Annotated in this window: 19 protein-coding genes; 10 read left to right on the top strand and 9 right to left on the bottom strand. The window is 65.9% G+C overall.

Translation table 11 applies throughout. The features are described from left to right. Positions 1-37: 37 nt before the first annotated feature. From AC0L3B_RS34060 to AC0L3B_RS34035, 6 genes are all read left to right on the top strand, one after another. Positions 38-943: a LysR family transcriptional regulator gene (locus AC0L3B_RS34060; protein WP_027518955.1), complete on the top strand. Its 906-nt coding sequence runs from the start codon at positions 38-40 to the stop codon at positions 941-943. A 124-nt stretch (positions 944-1,067) separates the two neighbouring features. After that, the gene (gene kdgD / locus AC0L3B_RS34055) at positions 1,068-2,012 is read left to right on the top strand and encodes a 5-dehydro-4-deoxyglucarate dehydratase (protein ID WP_085357956.1); all 945 of its coding nucleotides are present in this window, start codon (positions 1,068-1,070) and stop codon (positions 2,010-2,012) included. A gap of 25 nt (positions 2,013-2,037) precedes the next feature. Beyond that, on the top strand, positions 2,038-3,381 hold the full coding sequence (gudD, locus tag AC0L3B_RS34050) for a glucarate dehydratase (protein ID WP_377792150.1): 1,344 nt from the start codon (positions 2,038-2,040) through the stop codon (positions 3,379-3,381). 17 nt (positions 3,382-3,398) lie between these two features. Further along, on the top strand, positions 3,399-4,847 hold the full coding sequence (locus AC0L3B_RS34045; RefSeq protein ID WP_473381833.1) for an aldehyde dehydrogenase family protein: 1,449 nt from the start codon (positions 3,399-3,401) through the stop codon (positions 4,845-4,847). Positions 4,848-4,976: 129 nt separating this feature from the next. Next, positions 4,977-6,518: a galactarate dehydratase gene (gene garD, locus AC0L3B_RS34040; RefSeq protein ID WP_085383954.1), complete on the top strand. Its 1,542-nt coding sequence runs from the start codon at positions 4,977-4,979 to the stop codon at positions 6,516-6,518. A gap of 259 nt (positions 6,519-6,777) precedes the next feature. Further along, entirely contained in the window at positions 6,778-7,047 is a 270-nt protein-coding gene (locus tag AC0L3B_RS34035) for a hypothetical protein (protein ID WP_027518960.1), read from the top strand. 55 nt (positions 7,048-7,102) lie between these two features. Here AC0L3B_RS34035 and AC0L3B_RS34030 read toward each other — a convergent pair whose 3' ends face one another. The 3 genes from AC0L3B_RS34030 to AC0L3B_RS34020 all read right to left on the bottom strand — a co-directional run bounded on the left by AC0L3B_RS34030 (position 7,103) and on the right by AC0L3B_RS34020 (position 9,586). After that, entirely contained in the window at positions 7,103-7,459 is a 357-nt protein-coding gene (locus tag AC0L3B_RS34030; RefSeq protein WP_446482456.1) for a hypothetical protein, read from the bottom strand. 379 nt (positions 7,460-7,838) lie between these two features. After that, entirely contained in the window at positions 7,839-8,441 is a 603-nt protein-coding gene (locus tag AC0L3B_RS34025) for a DUF2147 domain-containing protein (RefSeq protein ID WP_204511761.1), read from the bottom strand. 116 nt (positions 8,442-8,557) lie between these two features. After that, complete coding sequence (locus tag AC0L3B_RS34020; protein WP_085357944.1) at positions 8,558-9,586, bottom strand: NAD(P)/FAD-dependent oxidoreductase; 1,029 nt, start codon at positions 9,584-9,586, stop codon at positions 8,558-8,560. A 179-nt stretch (positions 9,587-9,765) separates the two neighbouring features. Here AC0L3B_RS34020 and AC0L3B_RS34015 point away from each other — a divergent pair, with 179 nt between their 5' ends. Continuing rightward, on the top strand, positions 9,766-10,233 hold the full coding sequence (locus AC0L3B_RS34015) for an acyl-CoA thioesterase (RefSeq protein WP_446482458.1): 468 nt from the start codon (positions 9,766-9,768) through the stop codon (positions 10,231-10,233). 12 nt (positions 10,234-10,245) lie between these two features. Here the strand turns inward: AC0L3B_RS34015 and AC0L3B_RS34010 are convergent, their stop codons facing one another. Continuing rightward, positions 10,246-10,566: a 2Fe-2S iron-sulfur cluster-binding protein gene (locus AC0L3B_RS34010; protein ID WP_045008721.1), complete on the bottom strand. Its 321-nt coding sequence runs from the start codon at positions 10,564-10,566 to the stop codon at positions 10,246-10,248. Between the two features lie 165 nt (positions 10,567-10,731). Further along, the gene (locus tag AC0L3B_RS34005) at positions 10,732-11,076 is read right to left on the bottom strand and encodes an Hpt domain-containing protein (protein WP_446482459.1); all 345 of its coding nucleotides are present in this window, start codon (positions 11,074-11,076) and stop codon (positions 10,732-10,734) included. A gap of 425 nt (positions 11,077-11,501) precedes the next feature. Between AC0L3B_RS34005 and AC0L3B_RS34000 the strand changes: the two genes are divergently transcribed. Then, positions 11,502-17,342, top strand: a complete 5,841-nt coding sequence (locus tag AC0L3B_RS34000) for an apolipoprotein A-IV repeat region-like domain-containing protein (RefSeq protein WP_446482460.1) — start codon at positions 11,502-11,504, stop codon at positions 17,340-17,342. 204 nt (positions 17,343-17,546) lie between these two features. On the opposite strand, the gene AC0L3B_RS33995 is transcribed toward AC0L3B_RS34000, so the two are convergent. From AC0L3B_RS33995 to AC0L3B_RS33985, 3 genes are read right to left on the bottom strand one after another with little or no spacing between them, the layout of a single operon-like run. Beyond that, entirely contained in the window at positions 17,547-18,425 is an 879-nt protein-coding gene (locus AC0L3B_RS33995) for an MlaD family protein (protein WP_085383964.1), read from the bottom strand. Positions 18,426-18,441: 16 nt separating this feature from the next. Further along, positions 18,442-19,212, bottom strand: coding sequence for an ABC transporter ATP-binding protein (locus AC0L3B_RS33990; protein WP_247377986.1), 771 nt, complete (start codon positions 19,210-19,212; stop codon positions 18,442-18,444). Next, positions 19,212-20,345, bottom strand: coding sequence for an MlaE family ABC transporter permease (locus AC0L3B_RS33985; protein ID WP_473334322.1), 1,134 nt, complete (start codon positions 20,343-20,345; stop codon positions 19,212-19,214). Before AC0L3B_RS33985 ends, AC0L3B_RS33990 begins: the two co-directional genes overlap by 1 nt. Positions 20,346-20,488: 143 nt before the next feature. Between AC0L3B_RS33985 and dgcA the strand changes: the two genes are divergently transcribed. Beyond that, complete coding sequence (gene dgcA, locus AC0L3B_RS33980) at positions 20,489-21,484, top strand: N-acetyl-D-Glu racemase DgcA (RefSeq protein WP_473381831.1); 996 nt, start codon at positions 20,489-20,491, stop codon at positions 21,482-21,484. Here dgcA and AC0L3B_RS33975 read toward each other — a convergent pair. Beyond that, a complete protein-coding gene (locus tag AC0L3B_RS33975; protein WP_204511767.1) occupies positions 21,454-22,650 on the bottom strand; it encodes an MFS transporter in 1,197 nt (398 codons plus the stop codon). The genes dgcA and AC0L3B_RS33975 overlap by 31 nt on opposite strands. A 75-nt stretch (positions 22,651-22,725) precedes the next feature. Between AC0L3B_RS33975 and AC0L3B_RS33970 the strand changes: the two genes are divergently transcribed. Next, on the top strand, positions 22,726-24,108 hold the full coding sequence (locus AC0L3B_RS33970) for a hypothetical protein (RefSeq protein ID WP_162496464.1): 1,383 nt from the start codon (positions 22,726-22,728) through the stop codon (positions 24,106-24,108). Positions 24,109-24,244 lie beyond the last annotated feature (136 nt).

The raw sequence follows: 24,244 nt of genomic DNA, 5'->3' as shown, positions 1-24,244 counted from the left end.
GCCGGGGAAACGCCTTATCCATCTAAGGCATGTATCGATGTTCGACCTCAACCAGCTCCGCTGTTTCGTCACGGTAGCGGAGGAATTGCATTTCGGCCGCGCCGCCGCACGGCTGAACATGACCCAGCCGCCGCTGTCCCGGCAGATCCAGGTGCTCGAGCACATCATCGATGCGCCGCTGCTGGAGCGTACCAGCCGCTCGGTGCGCCTGACGCCTGCCGGGCGCAGCTTCCTGCCGGAAGCGCGGCGCATCCTGAAGCTTGCGGAAAGCGCCTCGCAGGTCGCCCGCCGTATCGCGCTCGGCAAGTCCGGCTCGCTGAAGATCGGCTTCACCGCCGCCGCCGCCTACGGCTTCCTCCCCGAACTCGTCGCCGCCTGCCGCGCCAAGCTGCCCGAGGTGGACTTCTCGCTGAAGGAGATGGTGTCGGGCGACCAGTTCGAGGCGTTGACCTCGGGCCAGATCGATGCCGGCCTGCTCAGGCCCCCGATCGCGCGCCCCGAAATCGCCAGCCGCCGCGTCGTCGCCGAGCCCCTGCTCGCCGCGATCCCGAAAAAGCATCCGCTGGCGAATGCCGAGACCATCACGATCAAGGATTTCGACAACCAGCCCTTCGTGATGTATTCGCCCTATGAGAGCCGCTACTTCCACGACGTGCTGGTGGCGCTGTTCACCCGCGCCGACATCCTGCCGCGCTATGTCCAGCACCTGAGCCAGATCCACTCCATCCTCGCCATGGTGCGCGCCGGCCTCGGCCTCGCCATCGTGCCGGCGGCGGCCGCGAGCCTGAAGATCGCGGACGTCCGCCTGCGGCCGCTGAAGCTGCGCACCCGCGTCCCGGTCGAGTTGTTCATGGTCTGGCGCCGCGACGACGAGAATCCGCTGCTCTCGGCGCTCGTCAAGATCGCGAGCGAATTGTCCTCGGCGGAGGTGATGGAAGATTGATGCTGATTTCGCATTGGTCGATATAGGCTTTGGCTTGGACCCGCATCGAACGGTCTCCTAAACCACGGCGCATGGACGCGCAGCCTTTGCGTCCTCCACAACACGAGACCAGGGAGCAGCGCCCATGAGCAAGATGACCCCGCAGGAAATGGCCCAGAAGATCGGATCCGGCCTCCTGTCCTTCCCCGTCACGCCGTTCAAGGCGGACTACTCCTTCGACGAGACGACCTACCGCGCCAACATGGACTGGCTGTGCGGCTATGACGTCGCAGGCCTGTTCGCCGCAGGCGGCACCGGCGAGTTCTTCTCGCTGACGGCGGCCGAGGTTCCGCAGGTCGTCAAGATCGCCGTGGATGAGACCAAGGGCCGCGTGCCCGTGCTCGCCGGCACCGGCTACGGCACCGCCACCGCGCGCGAGATCGCGATCGGCGCGGAGAAGGCGGGCGCCGACGGCTTGTTGCTGCTGCCGCCCTATCTCACCCATGCCGAGCAGGACGGCCTTGCTGCCCATGTGGAAGCGATCTGCGCCTCCGTGAAGATCGGCGTCATCGTCTACAACCGCGACAACGCCATCCTCCAGCCCGATACGCTCGCCCGCCTCGCCGAACGCTGCCCGAACCTCGTCGGCTACAAGGACGGCATCGGCGACATCGAGCTGATGACCCGCGTCTACACCAAGCTCGGCGACCGCCTGACCTATATCGGCGGCCTGCCGACCGCTGAGACCTTCGCACTGCCCTACCTCGACATGGGCGTGACCACCTACTCCTCGGCGGTGTTCAACTTCGTTCCGGAATTCGCCACCAACTTCTACGCCGCCGTGCGCAAGCGCGACCACGCCACGATCCACGCCGGCCTGAAGGACTTCATCCTGCCCCTCATCGCGATCCGCAACCGCAAGAAGGGCTATGCGGTCTCGATCATCAAGGCCGGCATGAAGGTGATCGGCCGCGATTCCGGCCCGGTCCGCCCGCCGCTGACCGACCTCACCGAGCAGGAGATCGCGGAGGTCGCGGCGCTCGTGAAGAATCTGCCCGCCATCCGATCGTCACAACAGGCTGCAGAATAACAAACGACACAGGGAGGAGCCTGCGATGGCCAACACCGAGATCACTGGCGCACCGGTCGTCACCGCGATGCAGGTGATCCCGGTCGCAGGCCGTGACAGCATGCTCCTCAATTTGAGCGGCGCGCATGCGCCGTTCTTCACCCGCAACATCGTCATCCTCACCGACAATGCCGGTCACACCGGCGTCGGCGAGGTGCCTGGCGGGCAGAAGATCTGGCAGACACTGCAGGACGCCCGTGATCTCGTGATCGGCAAGACCGTCGGCGCGATGAACAACATCCTCGCCGATATCAGGACCGCCTTCGCCGATCGCGATGCCGGCGGCCGCGGCAAGCAGACTTTTGATCTCCGCGTCATGATCCACGCCGTCACGGCCGTGGAGTCCGCGCTGCTCGATTTGCTCGGCCAGCATCTCAACCTGCCGGTCGCAGCCCTGCTCGGCGAGGGCCAGCAGCGCACCAGCGTCGAGACGCTGGGCTATCTCTTCTTCGTCGGCGACGGCCGCAAATCCAAGCTCGACTATGTCGGCGGCGAGACCGGCAAGGCGGAATGGTTCAACCTCCGCCATCAGGAGGCGATGACGCCGGAGACCGTGGTGCGGCTCGCGGAAGCCACCCACGACCATTACGGCTTCGCCGATTTCAAGCTCAAGGGCGGCGTGCTGCGCGGCGAGCAGGAGATCGAGGCCGTCACCGCGATCGCCAAGCGCTTTCCGAATGCGCGCGTGACCCTGGATCCGAACGGCGCATGGTCGCTCGACGAGGCCATCAGCCTCTGCAAGGACATGCACGGCATCCTCGCCTATGCCGAGGACCCGTGCGGCGCCGAAGGCGGCTTCTCCGGCCGTGAGATCATGGCCGAGTTCCGCCGCGCAACGGGCCTGCCCACCGCGACCAACATGATCGCGACCGATTGGCGGCAATTGTCCCATGCGCTGCGCCTCGGCGCGGTGGACATTCCGCTGGCCGATCCCCATTTCTGGACCATGCAAGGCTCGGTGCGCGTGGCCCAGACCTGCCGCGACAACGGCCTGACCTGGGGTTCGCACTCCAACAACCATTTCGACATCTCGCTCGCCATGTTCACCCATGTCGGCGCCGCCGCCCCCGGCAAGGTCACCGCGATCGACACACACTGGATCTGGCAGGACGGTCAGGCCCTGACGAAGGAGCCGCTCCAGATCAAAGCCGGCAAGATCGCGGTGCCGGATAGGCCGGGCCTGGGTATCGAAATCGACAGGGCCGCCATCGACGCCGCGCATGACCTCTACAAGCAGCATGGACTCGGCGCCCGCGATGACGCTATTGCCATGCAGGACCTGATCCCCGGCTGGACCTTCGACGACAAGCGTCCTTGCCTGGTTCGTTAAAAACTCTGGAGGAAGCTATGACTGCGATCCTGAAGAACTTCATCGGCGGCGAATGGGTCGATGGCTCCGCCGTCACCAAGAACATCAACCCCTCCAACACCAACGACGTCGTCGGCGAATACGCCAAGGCCGACAAGACCCAGACCGAGAAGGCGATCGCAGCCGCGAAGGCCGCCTTCCCCGCCTGGGCGCAGTCGACGCCGCAGGCGCGCTACGACGCGCTGAACAAGATTTCGCTCGAGATCATCGCCCGTAAGGAAGAGCTCGGCCGCCTGCTCGCCCGCGAGGAAGGCAAGACGCTGCCGGAAGGAATTGGCGAGGTCGCGCGCGCCGGCCAGATCTTCGCATTCTTCGCCGGCGAGGCGCTGCGCATGATCGGCGAGAAGGGCGCTTCCGTCCGTCCCGGCATCGACGTCGAGCTCACCCGTGAGCCGATGGGCGTCGTCGGCATGATCACGCCCTGGAATTTCCCGATCGCGATCCCCGCCTGGAAGATCGCCCCCGCGCTCTGCTACGGCAACACCGTGGTGTTCAAACCTGCCGAACTGGTGCCGGGTTCGGCGCATGCGCTGTCCGAGATCATCACCCGCTCCGGCATCCCGGCCGGCGTGTTCAACCTCGTTGTCGGCTCGGGCTCCGTGGTCGGCCAGACCCTGATCGAGCATCCCGACGTCGCCGCGATCACCTTCACCGGCTCGGTGCAGACGGGGCGCAAGATCGCGCAGGCCTGCGTGACCTCGAGCAACATGAAGAAATTCCAGCTCGAGATGGGCGGCAAGAACCCGCTGGTCGTGCTCGACGACGCCGATCTCAAGACCGCCGTCGAAGTCGCCGTCAACGGCGCCTATTTCTCCACCGGCCAGCGCTGCACGGCGTCCTCGCGCCTGATCGTCACCGAGGGTATTCACGACCGTTTCGTTGCGGCGGTGACCGAGCGCCTGAAAGGCCTCACGGTGGACGACGCGCTCAAGGCCGGCGTGCATATCGGCCCGGTGGTCGACCAGAGCCAGCTCGACCAGGACCTGCGCTACATCAAGATCGGCCAGGACGAGGGTGCCAAGCTCGCCTGGGGCGGCGAGTTGCTCAAGCGCGAAACGCCCGGCCATTACCTCCAGCCGGCGCTGTTCACCGAGGCCAACAACAACATGCGCATTTCGCGCGAGGAGGTCTTCGGCCCGGTCGCCGCCGTCATTCGCGCCAAGAACTACGAGGAGGCGCTCGCGATCTCCAACGACACCGAGTTCGGCCTTGCCTCCGGCATCTGCACCAGCAGCCTGAAATACGCCTCGCACTACAAGCGCAACAGCGAGTCCGGCATGGTGATGGTCAATCTGCCGACGGCCGGCGTCGACTATCACGTGCCGTTCGGTGGCCGGAAGGGTTCCAGCTACGGCGCCCGCGAACAGGGCTCCTATGCCCGCGAGTTCTACACGACGGTGAAGACCGCCTATACCTATCCCGGCTAACCACGGGCAAGATATCGTAGGGTGGGCAAAGCGAAGCGCGCCCACCGCTTACGTTCGGCACGAAGCATGGTGGGCACGGCGCTTTGCGCCTTTGCCCACCCTACGACTTGAGTTTCCGAGGTAAAGCAGATGGACCAGTCAGTCGCAGCGAAAGAGCAGCCTCGCTACATCAAGCTCAACGAGCGCGACAACGTCGCGATCGTTGTCAATGATTTCGGGCTTCCCGCCGGCTCCCGCTTCGCCAGCGGGCTGACGCTGCGCGCCTTCGTGCCGCAGGGACACAAGACGGCGCTGGTCGACATCCCGCAGGACGCCCCGATCATCCGCTATGGCGAGGTGATCGGCCATGCGCTCGCGCCGATCCTGGCCGGCGAATGGGTGGACGAAGCGCGCATCCGTATGCCGGAGGCCCCTGCCCTCGACAAGCTGGAAATCTCCACCGCCGTTCCCGCGCCGCTGCCGCCGCTCGAAGGTTTCACGTTCGAAGGCTTTCGCAATTCCGACGGCTCGGTCGGCACCAAGAACATCCTCGGCATCTCCTCCTCGGTGCAATGCGTCAAGGGCACGATGGAATATGCGGTGAAGCGCATCCGCGCCGAGCTGCTGCCGAAATATCCGAATGTCGACGACGTCGTGCCGCTGACGCATGCCTATGGCTGTGGCGTCGCCATCAACGCGCCTGATGCCGTGATTCCGATCCGCACGCTGCAAAACATCGCACAGAACCCGAATTTCGGCGGCGAGATCCTTGTCATCAGCCTCGGCTGCGAGAAGCTTGCGCCCGAGCGTCTGGTGCCGGAAGGCGTCAGCAATGCCATCGTGCGCATGCAGGACGAAGCCTTCGACGGCTTTGGCGCCATCGTCGAGGCAATCATGACCCAGGCAGAGGCCCGCCTCAAGATTCTCAACAAGCGCACCCGCGAGACCTGCCCGGCCGCCGATCTCGTCATCGGCCTGCAATGCGGTGGCAGCGACGCGTTCTCCGGCGTCACCGCGAACCCTGCGGTCGGCTTCGCCGCCGACCTGCTGGTGCGCGCCGGCGCCACCGTGATGTTCTCGGAAGTCACCGAAGTGCGCGACGCGATCCAGTTGCTCACGCGGCGCGCCATCAACGAGGACGTCGGCCGCGCGCTGGTCCGCGAGATGGCCTGGTACGATTCCTATCTGGCCCGTGGCGGCGCGGACCGCAGCGCCAACACCACGCCCGGCAACAAGAAGGGCGGCCTCGCCAACATCGTCGAGAAGTCGCTCGGCTCGATCGTCAAGTCCGGATCAAGCGCGATCACCGGCGTCCTCTCGCCCGGCGAGAAGGCGACGCAGAAGGGCATGCTGTTTGCGGCAACGCCGGCGTCCGACTTCATCTGCGGCACGCTCCAGCTCGCCTCCGGCATGACGCTGCAGGTGTTCACAACGGGCCGCGGCACGCCTTACGGCCTTGCGGCTGCGCCCGTGATCAAGGTCGCGACCCGCAGCGAGCTGGCGCGACGCTGGAAGGACCTGATCGATTTCGATGCCGGCGGGATCGCCACCGGCGAGAAGACCATCGAGGAAACCGGCTGGGACCTGTTCCGCCTGATCCTCGACGTCGCCAGCGGCCGCACCAAGCCCTGGTCGGATCGTTGGGGCATCCACAACGATTTGACGCTGTTCAATCCGGCGCCGGTGACCTGAGCGCCGCGCGCGGACGCTGCCTCGCCGCGTGGATGCATTGGTGCCGTTTCGGGACGTGGGGCACCGACGCGTCACCGCGCGACCACTCCCGCGAAACCGTCCGGAAACATTGGCGCTGAAAACTTCCTTCGCGCTTCGTCGCTCGACATCACGCAATCAAACAGATCAGCGACCGCGATCGAATGTTCGCATACGAGCGAACCTGTTGCGGCATCGCCGCGACCTAACCTCCGATTGCCACTTCTCACGGAGATTCCCAATGCGCGTTCTTTCGATGATTGCCGTTGCCGCAGCGATGATTGCCAACTCGTCAGGCGCGTTCGCCGGCGAGCTTCCCTCTTACGAAGTGACGTCGTTTCCGATCTCGGCGACGCAAGTCCAGGTGCTCGGCGGCGCGGGCGTCGAGGAGCAGTCGACTGCGCCCGCGATGATCGTCGCCGGCATGCCCGCCTCGCCCGCGCAGATGTCGGTGCTGTCGCCACGCGTGAAGCGGCTTGCGAGCGTCAGCGCGAACAACGAGGCGCGCTAAGCCTCGACGCCATTCCGGGTTCGACGCTGCGCGTCGCCCGGGATGACGTTTCACTCTACGTCATGCTGCCCGGCATGAAGCAGCGCACCCGCGGATGGCCGTCGATATAGTGCTTCCACACCATGGTGCGGCCGATCTTGTTCGGCTCGGTGATGACGGCGCCGTCGGGCACGATCACCCATTCGCCGTCGAGATGCACGCGATAACGGCCCTTATCGGATTCCCAGTCCACGTCGGCGACCATATAGCCGTCGGCATCCGAGCAGCATTGGCCGTATTCGCTGTGCAGGCTCTCGAACCAGGGTTTTAATGGCGAGTTGGCGTAGCGCCCGTCGTCGCGCGCCATCATTGGGGCCGTCAGCAGCACCGTCAGGACCAGCAGCATGGCGGCACACGATATTGCACGTCTCATGTCGTCTCCGCGGATCGAGATCATCGCCGCGGGGCGATAACTGCCGTCCGCCTTCCGCGACTCGGCGAAGGCGTCAAGGACGGCGACTCATCCCCCAACAGCTTTGCGGATAGCTATGCAAATCCGGCGCCACCGCGCATTCCGGGGAACGACTGGCGCGCGTCCGGCACGCATTGGTCTTTCGACGGGTATGACCGCTGCTCGCGCGCCAAGTTCTCCGCTGTCTCAGCCGGCCGCATGCGCGATTGCGCACGGGGTCCACGGACACCGCGCAAGAACACCGAGAGGCTCCGGCGTACTGGAGTCCCCGCCTTCGCGGGCAATGACGGCGGTGTGTGGAGCTACGGAAGTTCAGGCGGCACAGCGCGTGACGTAGACCCTACTGCTTCGGCACCGGCGCCATCATCGCGCCGCCCTTCTTCGCCGCGGGCACGGGCACGGGCTTGGTCGCGGCGGTTGCTTGCGCCGGGAGATATTTCGCGACGATGGCGGGATCGACCTGCGCGATGTTGGCGTCGGGAAGACGCGTCCAGGTCTCGTCCTTGCCGAACAGGGAGATGCCGAGGAAACCGCGCATCGTCAGCGTCTGCCCATCCGGGCTGACCGTCATCTTGGCCTTCCAGATGTTGCCGTCGCGAGGATTGACCACGTTGCCGCCGTCATATTTCAGGCCGTCGCGCTTCATGTCGCGGATGAAGGAGAGCCCAAGCACCGGCGCGTTCTTGCGATCGTCCGTGCATTTCGCGCAGACCTCGTTCGGGTCGTCGCCGGGCCGCGGGAAGGTTTTTGCGATGACGCCTTCGAACACACCGTTGTGGTCAATGAAGAGAAACCATCCCACCGTCTTGCCGTCTTCGACCTTCTGCCAGAGGCCTGCGGCGGTCGGCTGCTGCACTTGCGCCACAACCGGGCTCACCGCACCGAGCGTCATCGCGAGCGCGAGGAGCGAGAACAGCCGAAAGCTGGAAAAGAGAGTCCGCATTATCATCACCTTGCTGAGCCAATCGCCTTGCTAAGCCGCCAACTGCAATGGCCGCAGACTACGGCGATTTCGCGAACTGTTCCAGCACCAGAAACATGGGGCATCGCCCGCCGCCATCAGTTGACGCCGAGCTTCTTTTGCAGGCTGGAGGACGACGTCGTGTACTGGAACACGAGCCGCTTCTCCGGATAGACGTAGCGATGGGCTTTTTGCGACATCAGCGCGCCCTCGTGGAAGCCGCACAGGATCAGCTTGATCTTGCCGGGATAGGTGTTGATGTCGCCGATCGCGAAGATGCCTGGCACGTTGGTCTCGAACGCGGATGTCTCGACCGGCACCAGATTGTTCTCCAGCGCGATGCCCCAGTTCGCGACCGGACCGAGCTTCATGGTCAGCCCGAAGAACGGCAGCATGGTGTCGCAGGTGATTTCGTTCACGCTGTTGTCGTTGCCCTTCACGGTGGCGCCGCTCAGCTTGCCCTCGTTGCCTGACAGCGCGGTGACCTGGCCGAGCCGCAGATCCATCTTGCCGGCAGCGACCAGCGCGCGCATCTGCTCGACGCTGTGGGGGGCGGCGCGAAAATCGTCGCGACGGTGCAAGAGCGTGATGCGCTTGGCGATCGGATGCAGATTGAGCGTCCAATCGAGCGCGGAATCGCCGCCGCCCACGATCAGCACGTTCTTGTCGCGGAACGTCTCCATCTTGCGCACGGCGTAGTGCACCGAGCTTCCTTCATAGGCTTCGATCCCCGGCACCGGTGGACGCTTGGGCTGGAACGAGCCGCCGCCGGCAGCGATCACCAGCACCTTGCATTCGAACACCTTGCCGGCGTCCGTGGTGCAGCGGAACAGCGGATCGCCGATTTTCTCGACGGTCTCGATCATCTCGCCGAGATGGAAGGTCGGATGGAACGGCTTGATCTGCTCCATCAGCGCGTCGGTGAGGCCCTGCCCCGAAACCTGCGGAATGCCGGGAATGTCGTAGATCGGCTTTTCCGGATAGAGTTCTGCGCACTGGCCGCCGACCTTGTCGAGGATGTCGACGAAATGCGTCTTCATGTCGAGAAGGCCCAGCTCGAAGGCGGCGAACAGACCGCAGGGGCCGGCACCAATAATCAGCACATCGGTTTTGATCGCGTCGCTCATGTCGTCTCTTTATCGGTCGTCGGTGGGACGGCGCCCTTCGGGCCGAGGTGACCCTGCCTGTCTAGCCAACGGGGATGGATCAGGGAAGGCATAAAAGCGGGAGCGCCCCGCGGCCGCGCCCACTTGCCGGGTCAGGATAACTGGGCTGTAACCAGCAACGATATGACGGAGATCAATCGGTGAACGCACCAAGTCGCCTCGATACGACGCCGCGCCTGGAGGACTACCCTTTTTGCCTCAGCGACAATGTCCGCTTCGGCGATCTCGACCCTAACCAGCACGTCAACAACGCGGTCTACGCCACCTATTTCGAGACCGGCCGTGTCACGCTGATGAAGCTCCCGGAATACGGCCTGACGCCGCCCGGACTTGCCTGGATCATGGTGCGGCTCGACATCCATTTTCGCGCGGAGCTGCATTGGCCGAACACGATCGAGCTCGGTCTCGGCGTCGTGAAGCTGGGACGAACGTCGGTAACGTTCGAGCAGGTGGTGTTTTCGGAAGGGAAGTGCATTGCATCGGCGACATCGGTCGCCGTGATGATCGACGAAGCGTCGCGCCGGCCGACGCCACTGATCGCGGAAGTGCTTGAGAAGCTCAGCCCTTGGCACAAGCGCGGCATCCAGGTCGCGCCGCCGAGCACATGATAGCTAACAGAGTTAGGCCTGGCGTTCCGGCGTCGCCACCACCAGGCCGTCGAGCTCGTCGGAGACCTTGATCTGGCAGGACAGGCGCGAGTTCGGGCGCACGTCGAAGCCGAAATCGAGCATGTCCTCTTCCATCGGCGTCGGGCTGCCGACCTTCTCGCGCCACGCTTCGTCGACATAGACATGGCAAGTGGCGCAGGCGCAGGCGCCGCCGCATTCGGCCTCGATGCCGGGAATGCTGTTGCGGATGGCGGCTTCCATCACAGTCGCGCCGTTCTCGACGTCCACCGTACGGGTTTCGCCCTTGTGATCGACAAAGTGGATTTTGGCCATGTGTGCTCGTGCTGCAGCGATCTAGGGAATGAAGGAGGGTCCGGGCTGTCCTATAACGGGTCGGTCAGCTCGGCGCCATAGCGTTTTGATGAAGTCGCGAATACCGCTTCGCGGGAAGAAGACCCGTCAAAACAAAAGACTACAGCACGGTTCTGGCCTGTCGGCTTAAGGATTCAGGATCGCCTCGATGGCGGCGCGAGCCTCGGTCACCGCCTCTTTCAGTGCGGCGAAGGCGTGAGGCCGGCCCTGGCCGGTCTGGATCGCGGTCTCCAGGCTGGCTGCGGCGTCCGCCACCGCAAAGGCGCCGATCCCGCGCGCCGAGCCCTTGAGCTTGTGGGCGAGTGCGCCGGCCTCGGCCGGCAGCGCTGCCATCGCCGCGATCAGGCGCACCGCCTGCTCGGCAAACATCGCCAGCACTTCCTGCTCCAGCTCGGAATCGCCGAGCGTCATGCGGGAGAGATGATCGAGGTCGAGCGGGCTGTCGGTGGGTGCAAGCGGGGGCGAGGGCATCCAGTCCATCCGTTGCAGTTCAGGTATCATGGCGCAGGCCCCGGCATCGCGCGATGTCCGCCAGTCCGGCGGTCAAGTTCCCTTACCCAAGCATAGAAATGGTTAACGAAATGTTCCGGCCGTTTTGCGCAAATCTGCCTGTTTATTGACGAAAAGTTGCCGCAATCCGGCGAGTCCGGTGGAGAATTCCATTTATTGCTAAGGCCTTACGGCACGATCCTGTTAACGATGATTAAGAATGTCTTAATCGCGGGCATTTCATTCGCGACGCTCTGCCAATAGGATGTTGGAGAAATTGGCGGACAAGCCGTCCGGGTGGGGATGGCTCGGAGATCCGCGCAAGCGGCATGATCCGGACTGTGGGCTTGCGTAGCGCGCAGAGCTCGCGGGGGGACGCGTACAAGTAACGAGGGCTCGGACTGAACATGGCAAACACTCCGAAAAAGGTCAAAGACCCCACAGAAGATGCGCTTTCTGCAATCCAGGAAGCCCTGAACATCAGCGACACGGCCGCGGACACCAGCCGCAACGCCTCGATGCGCAGCGAAACGTCGCCCCCGGTCGAGCCACCGGCTCCCCCGATGTTCGACGAACCGAGCTTCGACGCGCGCCCTGCCGCGAACGAACGTGCGATGTTCGACCAGATCGAGGAGCCGCGCTCCTCGCGCCGCGCCGCCAATGACGACCGTGCGACCATCGGCCAGCTCTTGCAGACGTTGCAGACGGGACGCCCGACCCGCAACATCTACACCGGCGCGACAATCTTCACCGTCATCTGGCTGGCGGCCTGCGCCGCGCTGACAGTCGGCTTCCTGCCTTCGATCCAGGCGGCGATGGGCCAGAGCGGCGGCGTGTTGGCCATTGCCGGCCTCGTCACGATGTTCTTCGCGCCGATCATGCTGTTCTTCTTCCTGGCGAGCCTCGTCTGGCGCGGCCAGCAAATGAGCTCGGTCGCGCAGGCTATGGCCCAAGTTGCGATCCGCTTCTCCGAGCCGGAAGGCTCGGCTTCGGATTCCATGGTGACCGTCGGCCAGGCCATCCGCCGCGAGGTTGCGGCGATGGGCGACGGCATCGAGCGCGCCATCGCGCGCGCCGGCGAACTCGAGACGCTGGTCGCCAACGAGGTCGCGGCGCTCGAACGCGCCTATTCCGACAACGAAGTGCGCATCCGCGCCCTGCTCCAGGACATCGCGCATCAGCGCGACAATCTGGTCGGCCAGGCCGAGCAGGTCCGCAGCGCCATCTCAGGCGTGCAGATCGATTTGCGCCATGACATCGCCCTGATCTCGGACGCGATCGCCTCGCGCGTCGACGAGGTCGCCAAGTCCATCACCGGCGCACTCGAAGAGCGCGGCGCCCACATCACCGGTGCGCTCAGCAACGCCGGCGACAACATGATCCTCGCGCTCGGCGAGCGCGGCGGCGACCTGCTCGACCGCCTCGAGGAGGCCAGCAACGAGACCACCCGCGCCGTGCTCGACGCCAGCGAGCGGCTGACCACCAGCCTCAATTTCAAGACCGGCCACGTTCACGACGAGTTCGTCGATCTCGCCGACCGCGTCCACGAAATGCTCAACGAGCGCATCGACCGCATCACGGGCGAGTTCGAGCAGCGCTCCGCCGCGATCGTCGACGGCATCTCCGAGCGCACCGAGCAGGTGCACGACAGCCTGAAGAATTCTTCGGACTCGCTGCTGCTCGAGCTCGAGCTGCGCTCCAACGACCTCTCCGCCAAGATCGACGACGCCGGCAACCGCCTCGCCGGCCAGATCATGACCTCCGGCGACAAGGCGAGCGAAGCACTCGACGCCACCGTCAACACGCTGGTCGCCAAGGTCGTCAGCCAGACCGAGACCGCGCACGACTCGCTGTCGCTCCAGATGAGCGCCTTCGACGAGCTGGTGAAGAACCAGGGCACCGAGCTGGTCGAGAAGTTCGCCCGCGACTCCGGCACGCTGGGCGCGCTGATCACCCGCCACATCTCCGAGTTCGACCGCACCGTGAAGACCTTCGGCGGCGAGATCGTCGATCGGATGGGCCAGCGCACGCAGGACATCCATGAGTCGCTGAAGACCTATGTCGATAATTTCGACACCCGCTTCACCGCCAATGGCGGCGCGATCACGGCTGTGCTCGACCAGCGCCTGGTGCAGTTCGAGTCCACCATCGGCGAACGTGTCAGCAACCTCGATGCCTCGCTGAACGGCAAGATCTCGAGCCTCGACTCCACGATCGACGGTCACATCAAGACCTTCGACGAACAGCTCGTCGGCCGCGTCGCCGCGCTCGAACAGTCGTTCGATACCCGTGCGAAGTCGGTCACCGAGACAATCGACGGTCGGCTCAACAACCTCGCCTCGTCGCTGACCGACGGCGCCGCGCAGGCGATCCAGTCGATCGACTCCCGCCTCACCCACCTCACGACGTCGCTGACCGACGGCGCGTCTCAGGCTGTCGAGACCATCGACAACCGCCTCAACCACCTCGCGACCTCGCTGACCGATGGCGCGTCGCAGACCATCCAGACGATCGACACGCGCCTCACGCATCTGACGACCACCCTCACCGGGGGCGCGTCGCAGGCACTCGAATCCATCGACACGCGCCTCACCTACCTGACCAGCGCGGTGACGAACGGCGCCTCGCAGGCCGTGCAGTCGATCGATTCCCGCCTCACCCTGCTGACCTCGACACTCACGGACGGCACCGCGCAGGCGATCGAGGCGGTCGATCGCCGCATCACCGGCGTCGCCGAGATCATCGATGGCCGCAGCATGCACCTGACCGACACGGTCACGGCGCGCTTCCAGGACATCCAGCAGGCCATCGAGACCAAGGTCGGTGCGGTCGCCAGCGACATCGACGTGCGCGTGGCGCAGTTCGAGGACCTGCTCGGCTCGCGCGTCGAGGCCGTCGCCGGCCGCATCGAGAGCAGCGGACGCCAGGCCAGCGACGACATGATGTCCCGCGCCGAGATGATCTCGACCGCGATTCGCTCGCATGTCGAGGACGCCGAGCGCTCGCTCACCAACCTCGTGGTCAACACCAGCGAGACCATCCAGACCGGTGCGCGCACCGCGCAGCAGTCGCTGATGACGGTCTCCTCCGACGTCAACGCCCAGCTCAAGATGACCTCCGCCGAGGTCGAGCGTGCGCTGACCGCCGTCGGCACCGGTGCCGCGAACTCGATCCTGACCAGCGCCCGCGAAGCCCAGTCGACCCTGGTCGCCGCGTCGGGCGATGCCTCCAACCAGATCAAGGGGCTCGCGGCCGACGTCGAACGCACGCTGTCGTCGGCAGGCTCGGCGACCGCCGCCTCGATCCTGGCCGGTGCCCGCGAGGTGCAGACCACGCTCGTGACGGCGTCCTCGGATGCGGCCAACCACGTCAAGTCTCTCACCGCCGACGTCGAACGCACGCTGTCGTCGGCAGGCTCGGCGACCGCCGCCTCGATCCTGGCCGGTGCCCGCGAGGTACAGACCACGCTCGTCACGGCGTCCTCGGACGCCGCCAACCACGTCAAGACCCTCACCGCCGACGTGCAGCGCTCGCTGTCGATGGCCGGCACCACCACGGCGGAATCGATCACCGCCGGCGCCCGCGATGCGCAGAGCGCGCTGATCGCGGCCTCGAGCGAGACCGCCAACCAGATCAAGGCGCTGTCCTCGGACGTGCAGCGCTCGCTCTCGATGGCGGGCACCGCGACGGCAGAGACCATCATGACCGGCGCCCGCGAAGCCCAGAGCACGCTCGTCAACGCGTCCTCGGATGCGGCGAGCCAGGTCAAGTCTCTCGCCGCCGAAGTGCATCGCTCGCTCTCGCAGGTCGGCCAGTCGACCGCCGAGACGATCACGACCAGCGCCCGCGATGCCCAGAGCACCCTGCTGGCGGTCTCCGCCGAACAGACCGGCCAGGTTCGTTCGCTGGCGGCCGAGATGCAGCGCGCGCTGGCGACCGCCGGCGGCGCCACCATCGAGGCGCTCACCAGCGGCGTACGCGAGGCCCAGGGCACGCTGATCTCTGCCTCGACGGACGCTGCGAGCCAGATCAAGTCGCTGACCACGGACATCGAGCGCACGCTGACCTCGGTCGGCGCCGACACCGCCTCGACCATCCTCAACAGCGCGCGTGAGGCGCAGACCTCGCTGGTCTCGACCTCGGCGGATGCGGCAAGCCAGATCCGCACGATCTCCAGCGAGATCGAGCGTACGCTGAGCACCGCCACCGCGAACGCGACCAACGACATCCAGACCAGCGCGCTCAACGCCCAGAACGCGTTGATCAACGCCTCCAACGAGGCGAGCTCGCGGGTCAAGTCGAGCTCGGCGGACGTCGAGCGCTCGGTGCTCGCCGCCAGCAGCAGCTTCGGCCAGGCCATGACTGGCAAGACCGACGAGATCGTCACCTACGTGCAGCAGCAGTCCGATCGCCTCGCCAACATGATCGACGCCAAGCGCGGCTCGCTCGTGGACGCGATCGGCTCGAAGACCAGCCAGCTCACGCTCGACATCGACCGCGTCACGTCCGACGCGCTGAAGTCGATCGAGACGCGCGGCCATGCGTTCTCGCAGACCATGATGGGCAACGGCTCCGAGGTGGCGCGGACCATCAACTCGGCGAGCGAGATGGCGACCGGTGCCGTCAACAAGTCGCTCAAGGACCTCGAGCAGGCCTCGCGCGCGGCGATCGACCAGTCGCGCCAGGTCTCGATCGCGGCCGTCACCGAGATGCAGGAGACCAGCAAGATCCTGCGCACCGACACGGTCGCCCTGTTCGAGCGCCTGCGCGAAGGCAACATCCTGCTCCAGGAGGTGCTGACCGGTGCGCACGACAACCTCAACTCGCTCGAACGGGCGCTGGTGACGCGCGTCGCCGACTTCGTCTCGGCGATGAACGACGTCACCTCGCGCAACGGCGCTGCGACGCAGAACCTGGAAGACCAGCTCAACGTCTTCAACAGCAAGACCACCCGGGCGCTCCAGGATCTCGGCGAGCTGTCGACCCAGTTCGACGCGCACGGCAAGGCACTGGTCGAGGCCGCGCAGGTGGTGGAACAGAGCAACAAGAACACCACCGCCTCGCTCGCCGAACGCAAGGAGGCGCTGGAATCGCTCGTCACCACGATTGACCTGCGCACGGCCGATCTCGACCAGCGCCTGTCGCGCTTCACCGGCCTGCTCGATGAATCGCTGGCGGCTGCCGAAGAGCGTGCCCGCGACATCGCCCGCGTCGTCGCGGAGACCGCCGGCGCCGGTTCCGCCGCAATCACCCGCCAGTTCGAGGCGGTGCGGTCGGCCTCTGAAGAGGAGCACCGGCAGACCGTCGAGGCCATGCACGACATCTACCGCCAGACCACCGACGAGGCGGATGCGATGTTCAAGCAGTCGACCGAGAAGTTCACCAATCTCGTCTCCAGCATGAAGCAGATGGCCTTCGAGATGCACAACGAGCTCGAAGCCACCCGAAACGAGCTGCGCCGCGGCGTGCTCGAGATGCCGCAGGAGGCCGCCGAGAGCACTGCGCAGATGCGCAAGGTGATCGTCGACCAGATCGAGGCCCTCGCCGAGCTCAACCGCATCGTGGCCCAGCACGGCCGCGGCCTCGACGTCTCCACGACGGGCCGCGCCAGCGTGCAACGCCAGGAAGAGCCGATGCTGGCGGCCGTCGGCGCGCGCAGCACCGAGACGCGCATGCGCGAGAGCGCCAGCGCCTCGACGCTGCCGCCGCCGGACCTCGGCATGCCGGCCTCCTCGCGCCGCACCGAAGCTCCCCCGGTGGCGCCGGCCGGCAATGACCAGGGCCGTGACGGCTGGTTGTCCGACCTGCTTAGCCGCACGGACGCCAACCAGGGCGCGCCCAGCGGACGTGAGCCCCAGCGCGGCCGCCAGGCTGCACCGGCTCCGCAGCCGCAGGCTCCGCAAGGTGGCGGCAATCCGCTGGAATCCTTGTCGCTCGACATCGGCCGGCTGATGGACCGCAACCTAGCCTCCGAGATGTGGGACCGCTACCAGCGCGGCGAGAACAAGGCCTTCACCAAGCGCCTCTACACGCCCGCCGGCCAGAAGGCCTTTGACGAGGTCGCCCGCAAGTATCGATCCGACCGCAACTTCAAGGCCACGGTCGACCGCTATGTCGCTGAGTTCGAACGCCTGCTCGACGAAGTCGCCCGCGACGGCCGCGGCCCGCAGGAGCTGCGCAACCACCTGACCTCGGAGACGGGCCTGGTGTACACGCTGCTCGCTCACGCAGCAGGCCGGCTGGGGTAAGCGATCAGTCGCCAAGACGGATGACGAATGAAAACGGAGGCCTCACGGCCTCCGTTTTGTTTTGGGAACGTCGTTGCGCCTCTACAAACTCGTCATTGCGAGGAGCTCTTGCGACGAAGCATTCCAGACTGCTTCTGCGAGGCAGTCTGGATTGCTTCGCTTCGCTCGCAATGACGAAGGAGAGGGTCGAGGGCAACGCGCCTACTACCGCCTGCGCTCCGGCACGGCGGGTTTCGGCGGCTCGGGCGGCGGCGGCGGAGCGGCTGGCGGCGCGTTGTTGCTGGCGCCGAACAGGACGCGGGTCGGGTTGCGGTCGAAATTGTTGACGGCGCGGCTGATGTCGCCGAGCGTGCGGCGGCCGTCGGTCATCAATGCGCCGGAGCGCTTGTCGAAATCGTCGGCCAGTTCGCGGATCGACTTCACCGCCTGGAACAGCTCGCCGCCGTCCTTGCCGCCGGCGAGCGTGTTGAGGCCGAGCATGAGGCTATCGGCCTTGAGCATCACGCCGTCGACCTTGGCCATCACGCCGTCGATCTTCTCGGAGTTGCGGGCGAGCGAGTTGGTGAAGGTCTCGAGGTTCTTCAGCGAGTTCTTCACCGACTCCTGATTGTCGGCGACGATCTTGTTGATGTTCTGGAGCGTGCCGCGGATCGCCTCGGTGACGTCCTGGAGCTTGTTGGGATCGGCCGTCAGCGTCGGAATGCCGTCCTCGTCCAGCGGCGGCGCTGGCGCTGCCTCTTCGCCGCCCTTGAGCGAGATCGCGGCGACGCCGGTCAGGCCCTGGAATTCGAGGCCGACCAGGGTGTCCTTGCGGATCGGGGCGTTATTCTCGACCATGGCGAGTGCGACAACCCGCCGCGGGTTGTCGAGCTTCACCGAGACCACCTCGCCCACCCTGATACCGTTGAAATTGACGCTGCCGCCGTTGCGCAGGCCCGCGGCCGGGCCCTCGAACACGACGCGCAGGGGGCTACGCTGCTTGGTGGTGTGCAGCGACTGAAACCACAGCACGAAGCCGATCGCGGCGGCGATCACCGCCAGCGTGAACGACCCGATCAGCACGTAATTTGCCCGCGTTTCCATCAGCTACTCCGGCACCTCAGCCCATCACCGCGCGAGCGCGCTTGCCATGGAAATATTGCCTCAGCCAGGGATGCTGCGAGGCCTGCATGTCGGCGATCGACCCTGCCGCAATGATCTTGCCGTTGCCTAAAACGGCGATGCGGTCACATGCTGTGTAAAGGCTATCGAGGTCGTGGGTTACCATGAAAACGGTCAGCCCCAAAGTACGCTGCAGCGTCCTGACCAGCTCGTCGAAGTCGCCGGCGCCGATCGGGTCCAGGCCCGAGGTCGGCTCGTCCAGGAAGACGAGATCCGGATCGAGCGACAGCGCGCGCGCCAGCGCCACGCGCTTGATCATGCCGCCCGAAAGTTCCGAGGGAAAGCGATCGGCGACTTCGGGCTTGAGACCGACCATGGTGAGCTTGGCGATGGTGATCTCGTCCATCAGCCGCTGCGACACCCGCAGATATTCGCGCATCGGAAACTGGATGTTCTGCCGCACCGTGAGCGAGGAGAACAGCGCGCCCTGCTGGAACAGCACGCCCCAGCGCCGCTCCACGGCGCGCCGCTGCGACGTATTGGAGGCATCCAGATCAACGCCGAACACCTCGATGCTCCCTGCGACCTTCGGCACGAGGCCGATGATCGTGCGTGTCAGCACGGACTTGCCCGCGCCGGAAGGGCCGACGAAGCCTAAAATCTCGCCGCGCTTGACGTCGAGGTCGAGCCCGTCGAGCACGCGCGTCGCGCCGAACTGCACGGTGATGTCGCGGACGCGGATGATGGGGTTCTGGATCTCGCCCACCATCACATCCCGATCGAGGCGAAGAAGATGGCGAACACGCCGTCCATGACGATGACGAAGAAGATGCCCTTCACCACCGACGCGGTCGTGTGCTGGCCGAGCGATTCCGCACTGCCCTGCACGGCGAGGCCCTCGACGCAGGCGACGATGCCGATCACCGCAGCCATCACCGGCGCCTTGACGATGCCGACGATGAAATGGTCGATCGAGATGGCGTCGCGCAGGCGCAGCAGGAAGGCTTCGGGATCGACGCCGCCGTAGAGCCAGGCGACAAGACCGCCGCCATAGAGTGCGGCCATCGCGCCGAGGAAGGCCAGGATCGGCAGCGCCAGCACCAGCGCCAGCATGCGCGGCAGCACCAGCACCTCGATCGGATCGAAGCCCATGGTGCGCAGCGCGTCGATCTCCTCGCGCATCTTCATCGAGCCGAGCTCGGCCGTATAGGCGCTGCCCGAGCGGCCGGCGACCATGATCGCGACCAGCAGCACGCCGATCTCGCGCAACACCAGCACGCCGAGCATGTCGACGACGAAGATGTCGGCGCCGAACCTGCGGAAATGGAAGATGCCCTGCTGGGCGATGATGCAGCCGATCAGGAAGGTGATCAGCACAACGATGGGCACCGCGCGCCAGCAGACCTGCTCGAGATGATGCACGGTCGAGGTCAGGCGGAAGGAGCGCGGGTGAATCAGGGTGCGCGCGCCTGCCGCGAGCACCGCGCCGAGCATGTCGATCAGGCCTGCGACCGTGCCGGCAACCCCGGCCACGGTCTGGCCGATCTGCTCCAGCATGCCGGTGATGGTGATCGTGCTGTTGTCGATGACGGGCGTCGCCCTGACCCGCCGCACCTCGTCCACGAGGCTTGAATAATTGGCGGAGAGGCCGGCGATCTGCGCCTCGACGGCGCCCTGCGTCAGGCTGCGGCGCAGCCGCTCGATCAGCCAGGCACCAAAGGTGTCGAGCTTGGAGACCTCGGACACGTCGATGAAGATGCTTTGTGGGCCGCCGGCGAGCTTCTCGGCGTCAGCCACCATCCGCTCCAGGACCGGCGCGAAGCTCGCGGTCCAGGTTCCGGTGGCGCAGAGTGCCAGCGCATTGCCCTTCGCAATCCGTTCCAGCTTCGGATCGCCGTTCAAGATGTCCGCTCCCGTGCCGGGGCGCGAGAGACAGATGAAATCAGATGGTTGCGCACGCGCCCTTACCCGGAGAAGGTATCCCCAACTGGTTAACCTTAGTTGCTAGAGGTAACTAGCAGGTTCAGATTTCGCCAGAGTTCAAAATGACTTCCAGCAAAGTTCCTGCCCTCGCTGCGCGAATCGAGCGCTTTCCCATCGCAGGCAGTTTCACCATCAGCCGGGGCGCCAAGACCGAGGCCGTCACCGTTGTGGCCGAGATCCGCCGGAAGGGCCTGACCGGCCGCGGCGAATGCGTGCCCTATCCCCGCTATGGCGAGACGCCGGAGGCGACCCTTGCCGCCATCAAGGCCATGCAGGACGCCGTGGCCGGCGGCCTCACCCGCCAGGCCCTGCAAGCCGCCATGCCGCCCGGGGCGGCCCGCAATGCCCTGGATTGTGCCCTGATCGATCTGGAAGCCAAGGCGGCCGGATTGCGGGCCTGGAGCGTGCTCGACCGCCCGGCGCCGGGCGAACGCACCACGGCCTACACGATCTCGCTGGACACGCCCGAGGCCATGGCGGCGGCGACTGCCAAGGCGGCGCACCGGCCCCTGCTCAAGATCAAGCTCGGCGGCGACGGCGATCCGGAGCGGATCGCCGCGGTGCGCAACGCCGCACCCGAATCCGAGCTGATCGTGGATGCCAACGAGGCCTGGACCGAAGGCAATCTGGAGCAGAATCTTGCGGCCTGCGAGGCCGTCGGCGTCACCTTGGTCGAGCAGCCGCTGCCCGCGGGCCAAGACGACGCGCTGGCGCGGATCAAGCGGCCGCTGGTGGTTTGCGCCGACGAGAGCGTGCACGACCGCACTTCGCTGGCGTCGCTCCGCGAGCGCTACGACGCCGTGAACATCAAGCTCGACAAGACCGGCGGCCTCACCGAGGCGCTGGCGATGGCCGATGCCGCGCAGGCGCTCGGCTTCGAGATCATGATCGGCTGCATGGTCGCGACCTCGCTGTCGATGGCGCCTGCGATGCTGGTGACGCCGCAGGCGCGCTTCGTCGATCTCGACGGCCCGCTGCTGCTGACGCGCGACCGCGATCATGGCCTGCGTTATGATGACAGCCTGGTCTACCCGCCGGACTCGTCGCTCTGGGGATGAGCTTTCAGCCGGTGCCGCGCCGACCAGATCACAAGCGCGCCGGCAGCGGCCATTGCCGCCATCACATAATAGAGGCCGTCGCCGATGCGAGCGTAGATCGCGCCTGACGCGATCGAGGTGGTCGCACCCAGCAGCCCGTTGCACGCCGCGTAATAACCCTGCCCCCGCGCGATCTGATGCGACGGCACGCGCTGCACCAGCAGACTCATGGTGCCGAGGATCGTCATCCCGAAGGTCAGGCCGTGGCCGAGTTGCACGACCGCGAGCAGCGCGAGCGGCGGATCGTACGCGGTGACGACCCAGCGCACGACCGCGCTCGCGCCCCCGATCGCCATGAGCGAGGACGGATGCGGCGAGAAGCGCGGCGACAGCGCGAACACGACGATCTCGGCGATCACCCCTAACGTCCAGAGGCCCGCGATCGTCAGCCCGCCGAGGCCGTGGGCCTGCCAGTTGATGGCCGAGAACGTATAGTACGCGACGTGACTGCCCTGGATCAGCGCGGCCGAAACGATGATGGCCCAGAAGCCGGCATCGCGCAGCAGCGCCTTGCCGGCGTGCACCGTTGTCGTCCGTCGCCTAACGTCGTCGAGCGGCTGAAGCAGCATGCCGGCGGCGACCGCAACCCCGGCCCAGGCGACGATGACCCAGATCAGATCGCGCGCCGCGATGTGGTCTACGAGATAGCCGCAGGCGAGCGAGCCGGCCGCGAACGCTGCCGAACCCCACAGCCGCACCGGCCCGTAATCGAGCCCGTAGCGGGCGACGCCACGCAGCGCATAGGCGTCGGTCAGCGGCATGGTCGGCGTCCACATCATGCAGGTCAGCGCATAGATCAGGAACAGCGCCAGCGGCTGCTGCTGCAAGCCGACCGCCGTGAACCCAATCGCCGTCGCCAGCACCGACACCATCATGCCGGCGCGAATCGCATGTCTCTTTTCAGCAAAGGCGGTGATCTGCGGCAGCGTGGTGAAGCGCGTGATCGCGGGCAGCGCGTTGATGAGGCCGATCCAGGCCGCGTCGATGCCGATCGCCTTCAGCCAGACCGGAAAGAACGGCAGATGCGTTCCCGACACCGCGAACACGGCCGAATAGAACAGCGCGAGGCTCACGGCGAATCGCCGCTTCTGAGATGCTGCGATGGGGATTTGTGATTCGGGTGCCATCAAACCAATTGCGATTCGGTCGATATCGTGATGATCGTTACTGTAACGCGCGGTGATTTGCGCGACGAGATTGACATGGCCAACGAAGCATTCGCCCTCTCGCCTATGTCTGCCCGTGCGGCCGAGCCGAACGAGCAGGATTACGACGCGATCCGCGAAGCCTTCATGGAGACCGCGCGCGGCCGCTGGTTCCTCGGCGAATACGCCAAGCGCAACCGCAATGCCGATACCCGCATGGTGCTCGACGCGGTCGCGAAAATCGAAGAAGCCCTTGCGGCACAGCGCCAACCCGTCGTCGAGGACCGCCTCCCCGAAGCCTTGGTCGCCATCCGGCACGCGATTCGTGAAGCCGAGACGATCGCAATCGCGGCGTTCGATCCTGCTGCGATCGAGGCGAGCCTCGCACCGATCCCGCGCGGCCTGCGCATCATCAAGGAGATCTCCTGGCGCTGGCGCGAGATCGGTGCCGACGGCCGAATCTGCGACCTGATTGATTCGCAGCTCGCCTCGATCGAGGCGGCCTGCGCGCAGGTTTCGACCATCGACCCCCGCGCCGACCTCAAGGCCGCATTCGATCTGCTCAAGGACCGGATCGACCAAACCGACGCTGACGCAACACCGCAGGCCGCGCGCCCCTCGCCGGCTCCGGTGCAGGAGGCACCGTCGTCCGCTGCGGAAGCTCCGCTGGCGGAGGCCGCGCCCGCGGCGATGGCCAGCGAAGCACCCGTGGCTTTTACGGAGGCGCCGCAAGACATCGCAGAGGCGATCGAGCCCGAAGCCGCCGTGGAAGCGGCCGGAATCGTCTCCGAGGCCTTCTCCGTTGCCGAGCAGGCGACGGACGCCGCGCTCGAGCCGGAGACCGTCGCCGAGAGCCGGATCGCGCCTGAAGACATCGCTTTTGAAGAGCCGGCCACTGAGGCTTTCGCGGAGGTGACGGACGAATTTTCGCTCGATGCCGCCGCCGAAGCCGAGGACGAAGCCATCCTCGAGGCCATCGCGCTGGAGATGGCCGCGCCCGACCCCGAATTCGACGAGATCATCGAACCGGTCGAGATGGAAGCGACCGTTCCGGAACCGGTGGTTGCGGAGGCTGCAGCGCCCATCGCAGCGGAGATACCGGAGCCGGCCGCAGCCGAGCCAGTCGCCGCCGCAGCGGTGGTGGAGGAGCCCGTAGAGGAAGCGCCGATCGCGATGGAATCGCTGGCGCGCCTCACCAACGCCATTGCGGAAGCCGCCGCCGAAGTGATGGAGCAGCCGGCGCCCGTCATGGCAGCATCCGCGACATTCGGCGCGGCGCAGGCCACGACGCTCCCGATGACGTCGCCGGTTCCGGAAGCTTCGCTTGGCGCCACCATCCTCGCCAGCGGCATCCTGCAAAAGCCCCGCGCCGCCGCCAACGATCCCATGGCGCCAATCCGCCGCATGACCCAGGCCGAGAAGATCGCGTTCTTCTCGTAAGGGGATGCGGCCTCCTCCGTCTCGTGTCCCGGACAAGCGAAGCACAGATCCGGAACCCACGAGCCACAGCTTCCGTCGCCACATGGCCCCGGCTCTGCAGCGCACCGTCGAAGAGACGCCACGCTGCGTCCGCCGC

The organism is Bradyrhizobium sp. Kon56 (assembly GCF_055807635.1).
Note: the sequence above shows the minus strand (reverse complement) of the source record. Positions and strands in the feature narration are given on the sequence as shown.

Coding starts and splice junctions, on each gene's coding strand:
- AC0L3B_RS34060 (WP_027518955.1), top strand. CDS start 38: ATGTTCGACCTCAACCAGCTCCGCTGTTTCGTCACGGTAGCGGAGGAA.
- kdgD (WP_085357956.1), top strand. CDS start 1,068: ATGAGCAAGATGACCCCGCAGGAAATGGCCCAGAAGATCGGATCCGGC.
- gudD (WP_377792150.1), top strand. CDS start 2,038: ATGGCCAACACCGAGATCACTGGCGCACCGGTCGTCACCGCGATGCAG.
- AC0L3B_RS34045 (WP_473381833.1), top strand. CDS start 3,399: ATGACTGCGATCCTGAAGAACTTCATCGGCGGCGAATGGGTCGATGGC.
- garD (WP_085383954.1), top strand. CDS start 4,977: ATGGACCAGTCAGTCGCAGCGAAAGAGCAGCCTCGCTACATCAAGCTC.
- AC0L3B_RS34035 (WP_027518960.1), top strand. CDS start 6,778: ATGCGCGTTCTTTCGATGATTGCCGTTGCCGCAGCGATGATTGCCAAC.
- AC0L3B_RS34030 (WP_446482456.1), bottom strand. CDS start 7,459: ATGAGACGTGCAATATCGTGTGCCGCCATGCTGCTGGTCCTGACGGTG.
- AC0L3B_RS34025 (WP_204511761.1), bottom strand. CDS start 8,441: ATGCGGACTCTCTTTTCCAGCTTTCGGCTGTTCTCGCTCCTCGCGCTC.
- AC0L3B_RS34020 (WP_085357944.1), bottom strand. CDS start 9,586: ATGAGCGACGCGATCAAAACCGATGTGCTGATTATTGGTGCCGGCCCC.
- AC0L3B_RS34010 (WP_045008721.1), bottom strand. CDS start 10,566: ATGGCCAAAATCCACTTTGTCGATCACAAGGGCGAAACCCGTACGGTG.
- AC0L3B_RS34005 (WP_446482459.1), bottom strand. CDS start 11,076: ATGCCCTCGCCCCCGCTTGCACCCACCGACAGCCCGCTCGACCTCGAT.
- AC0L3B_RS34000 (WP_446482460.1), top strand. CDS start 11,502: ATGGCAAACACTCCGAAAAAGGTCAAAGACCCCACAGAAGATGCGCTT.
- AC0L3B_RS33995 (WP_085383964.1), bottom strand. CDS start 18,425: ATGGAAACGCGGGCAAATTACGTGCTGATCGGGTCGTTCACGCTGGCG.
- AC0L3B_RS33990 (WP_247377986.1), bottom strand. CDS start 19,212: ATGGTGGGCGAGATCCAGAACCCCATCATCCGCGTCCGCGACATCACC.
- dgcA (WP_473381831.1), top strand. CDS start 20,489: ATGACTTCCAGCAAAGTTCCTGCCCTCGCTGCGCGAATCGAGCGCTTT.
- AC0L3B_RS33975 (WP_204511767.1), bottom strand. CDS start 22,650: ATGGCACCCGAATCACAAATCCCCATCGCAGCATCTCAGAAGCGGCGA.
- AC0L3B_RS33970 (WP_162496464.1), top strand. CDS start 22,726: ATGGCCAACGAAGCATTCGCCCTCTCGCCTATGTCTGCCCGTGCGGCC.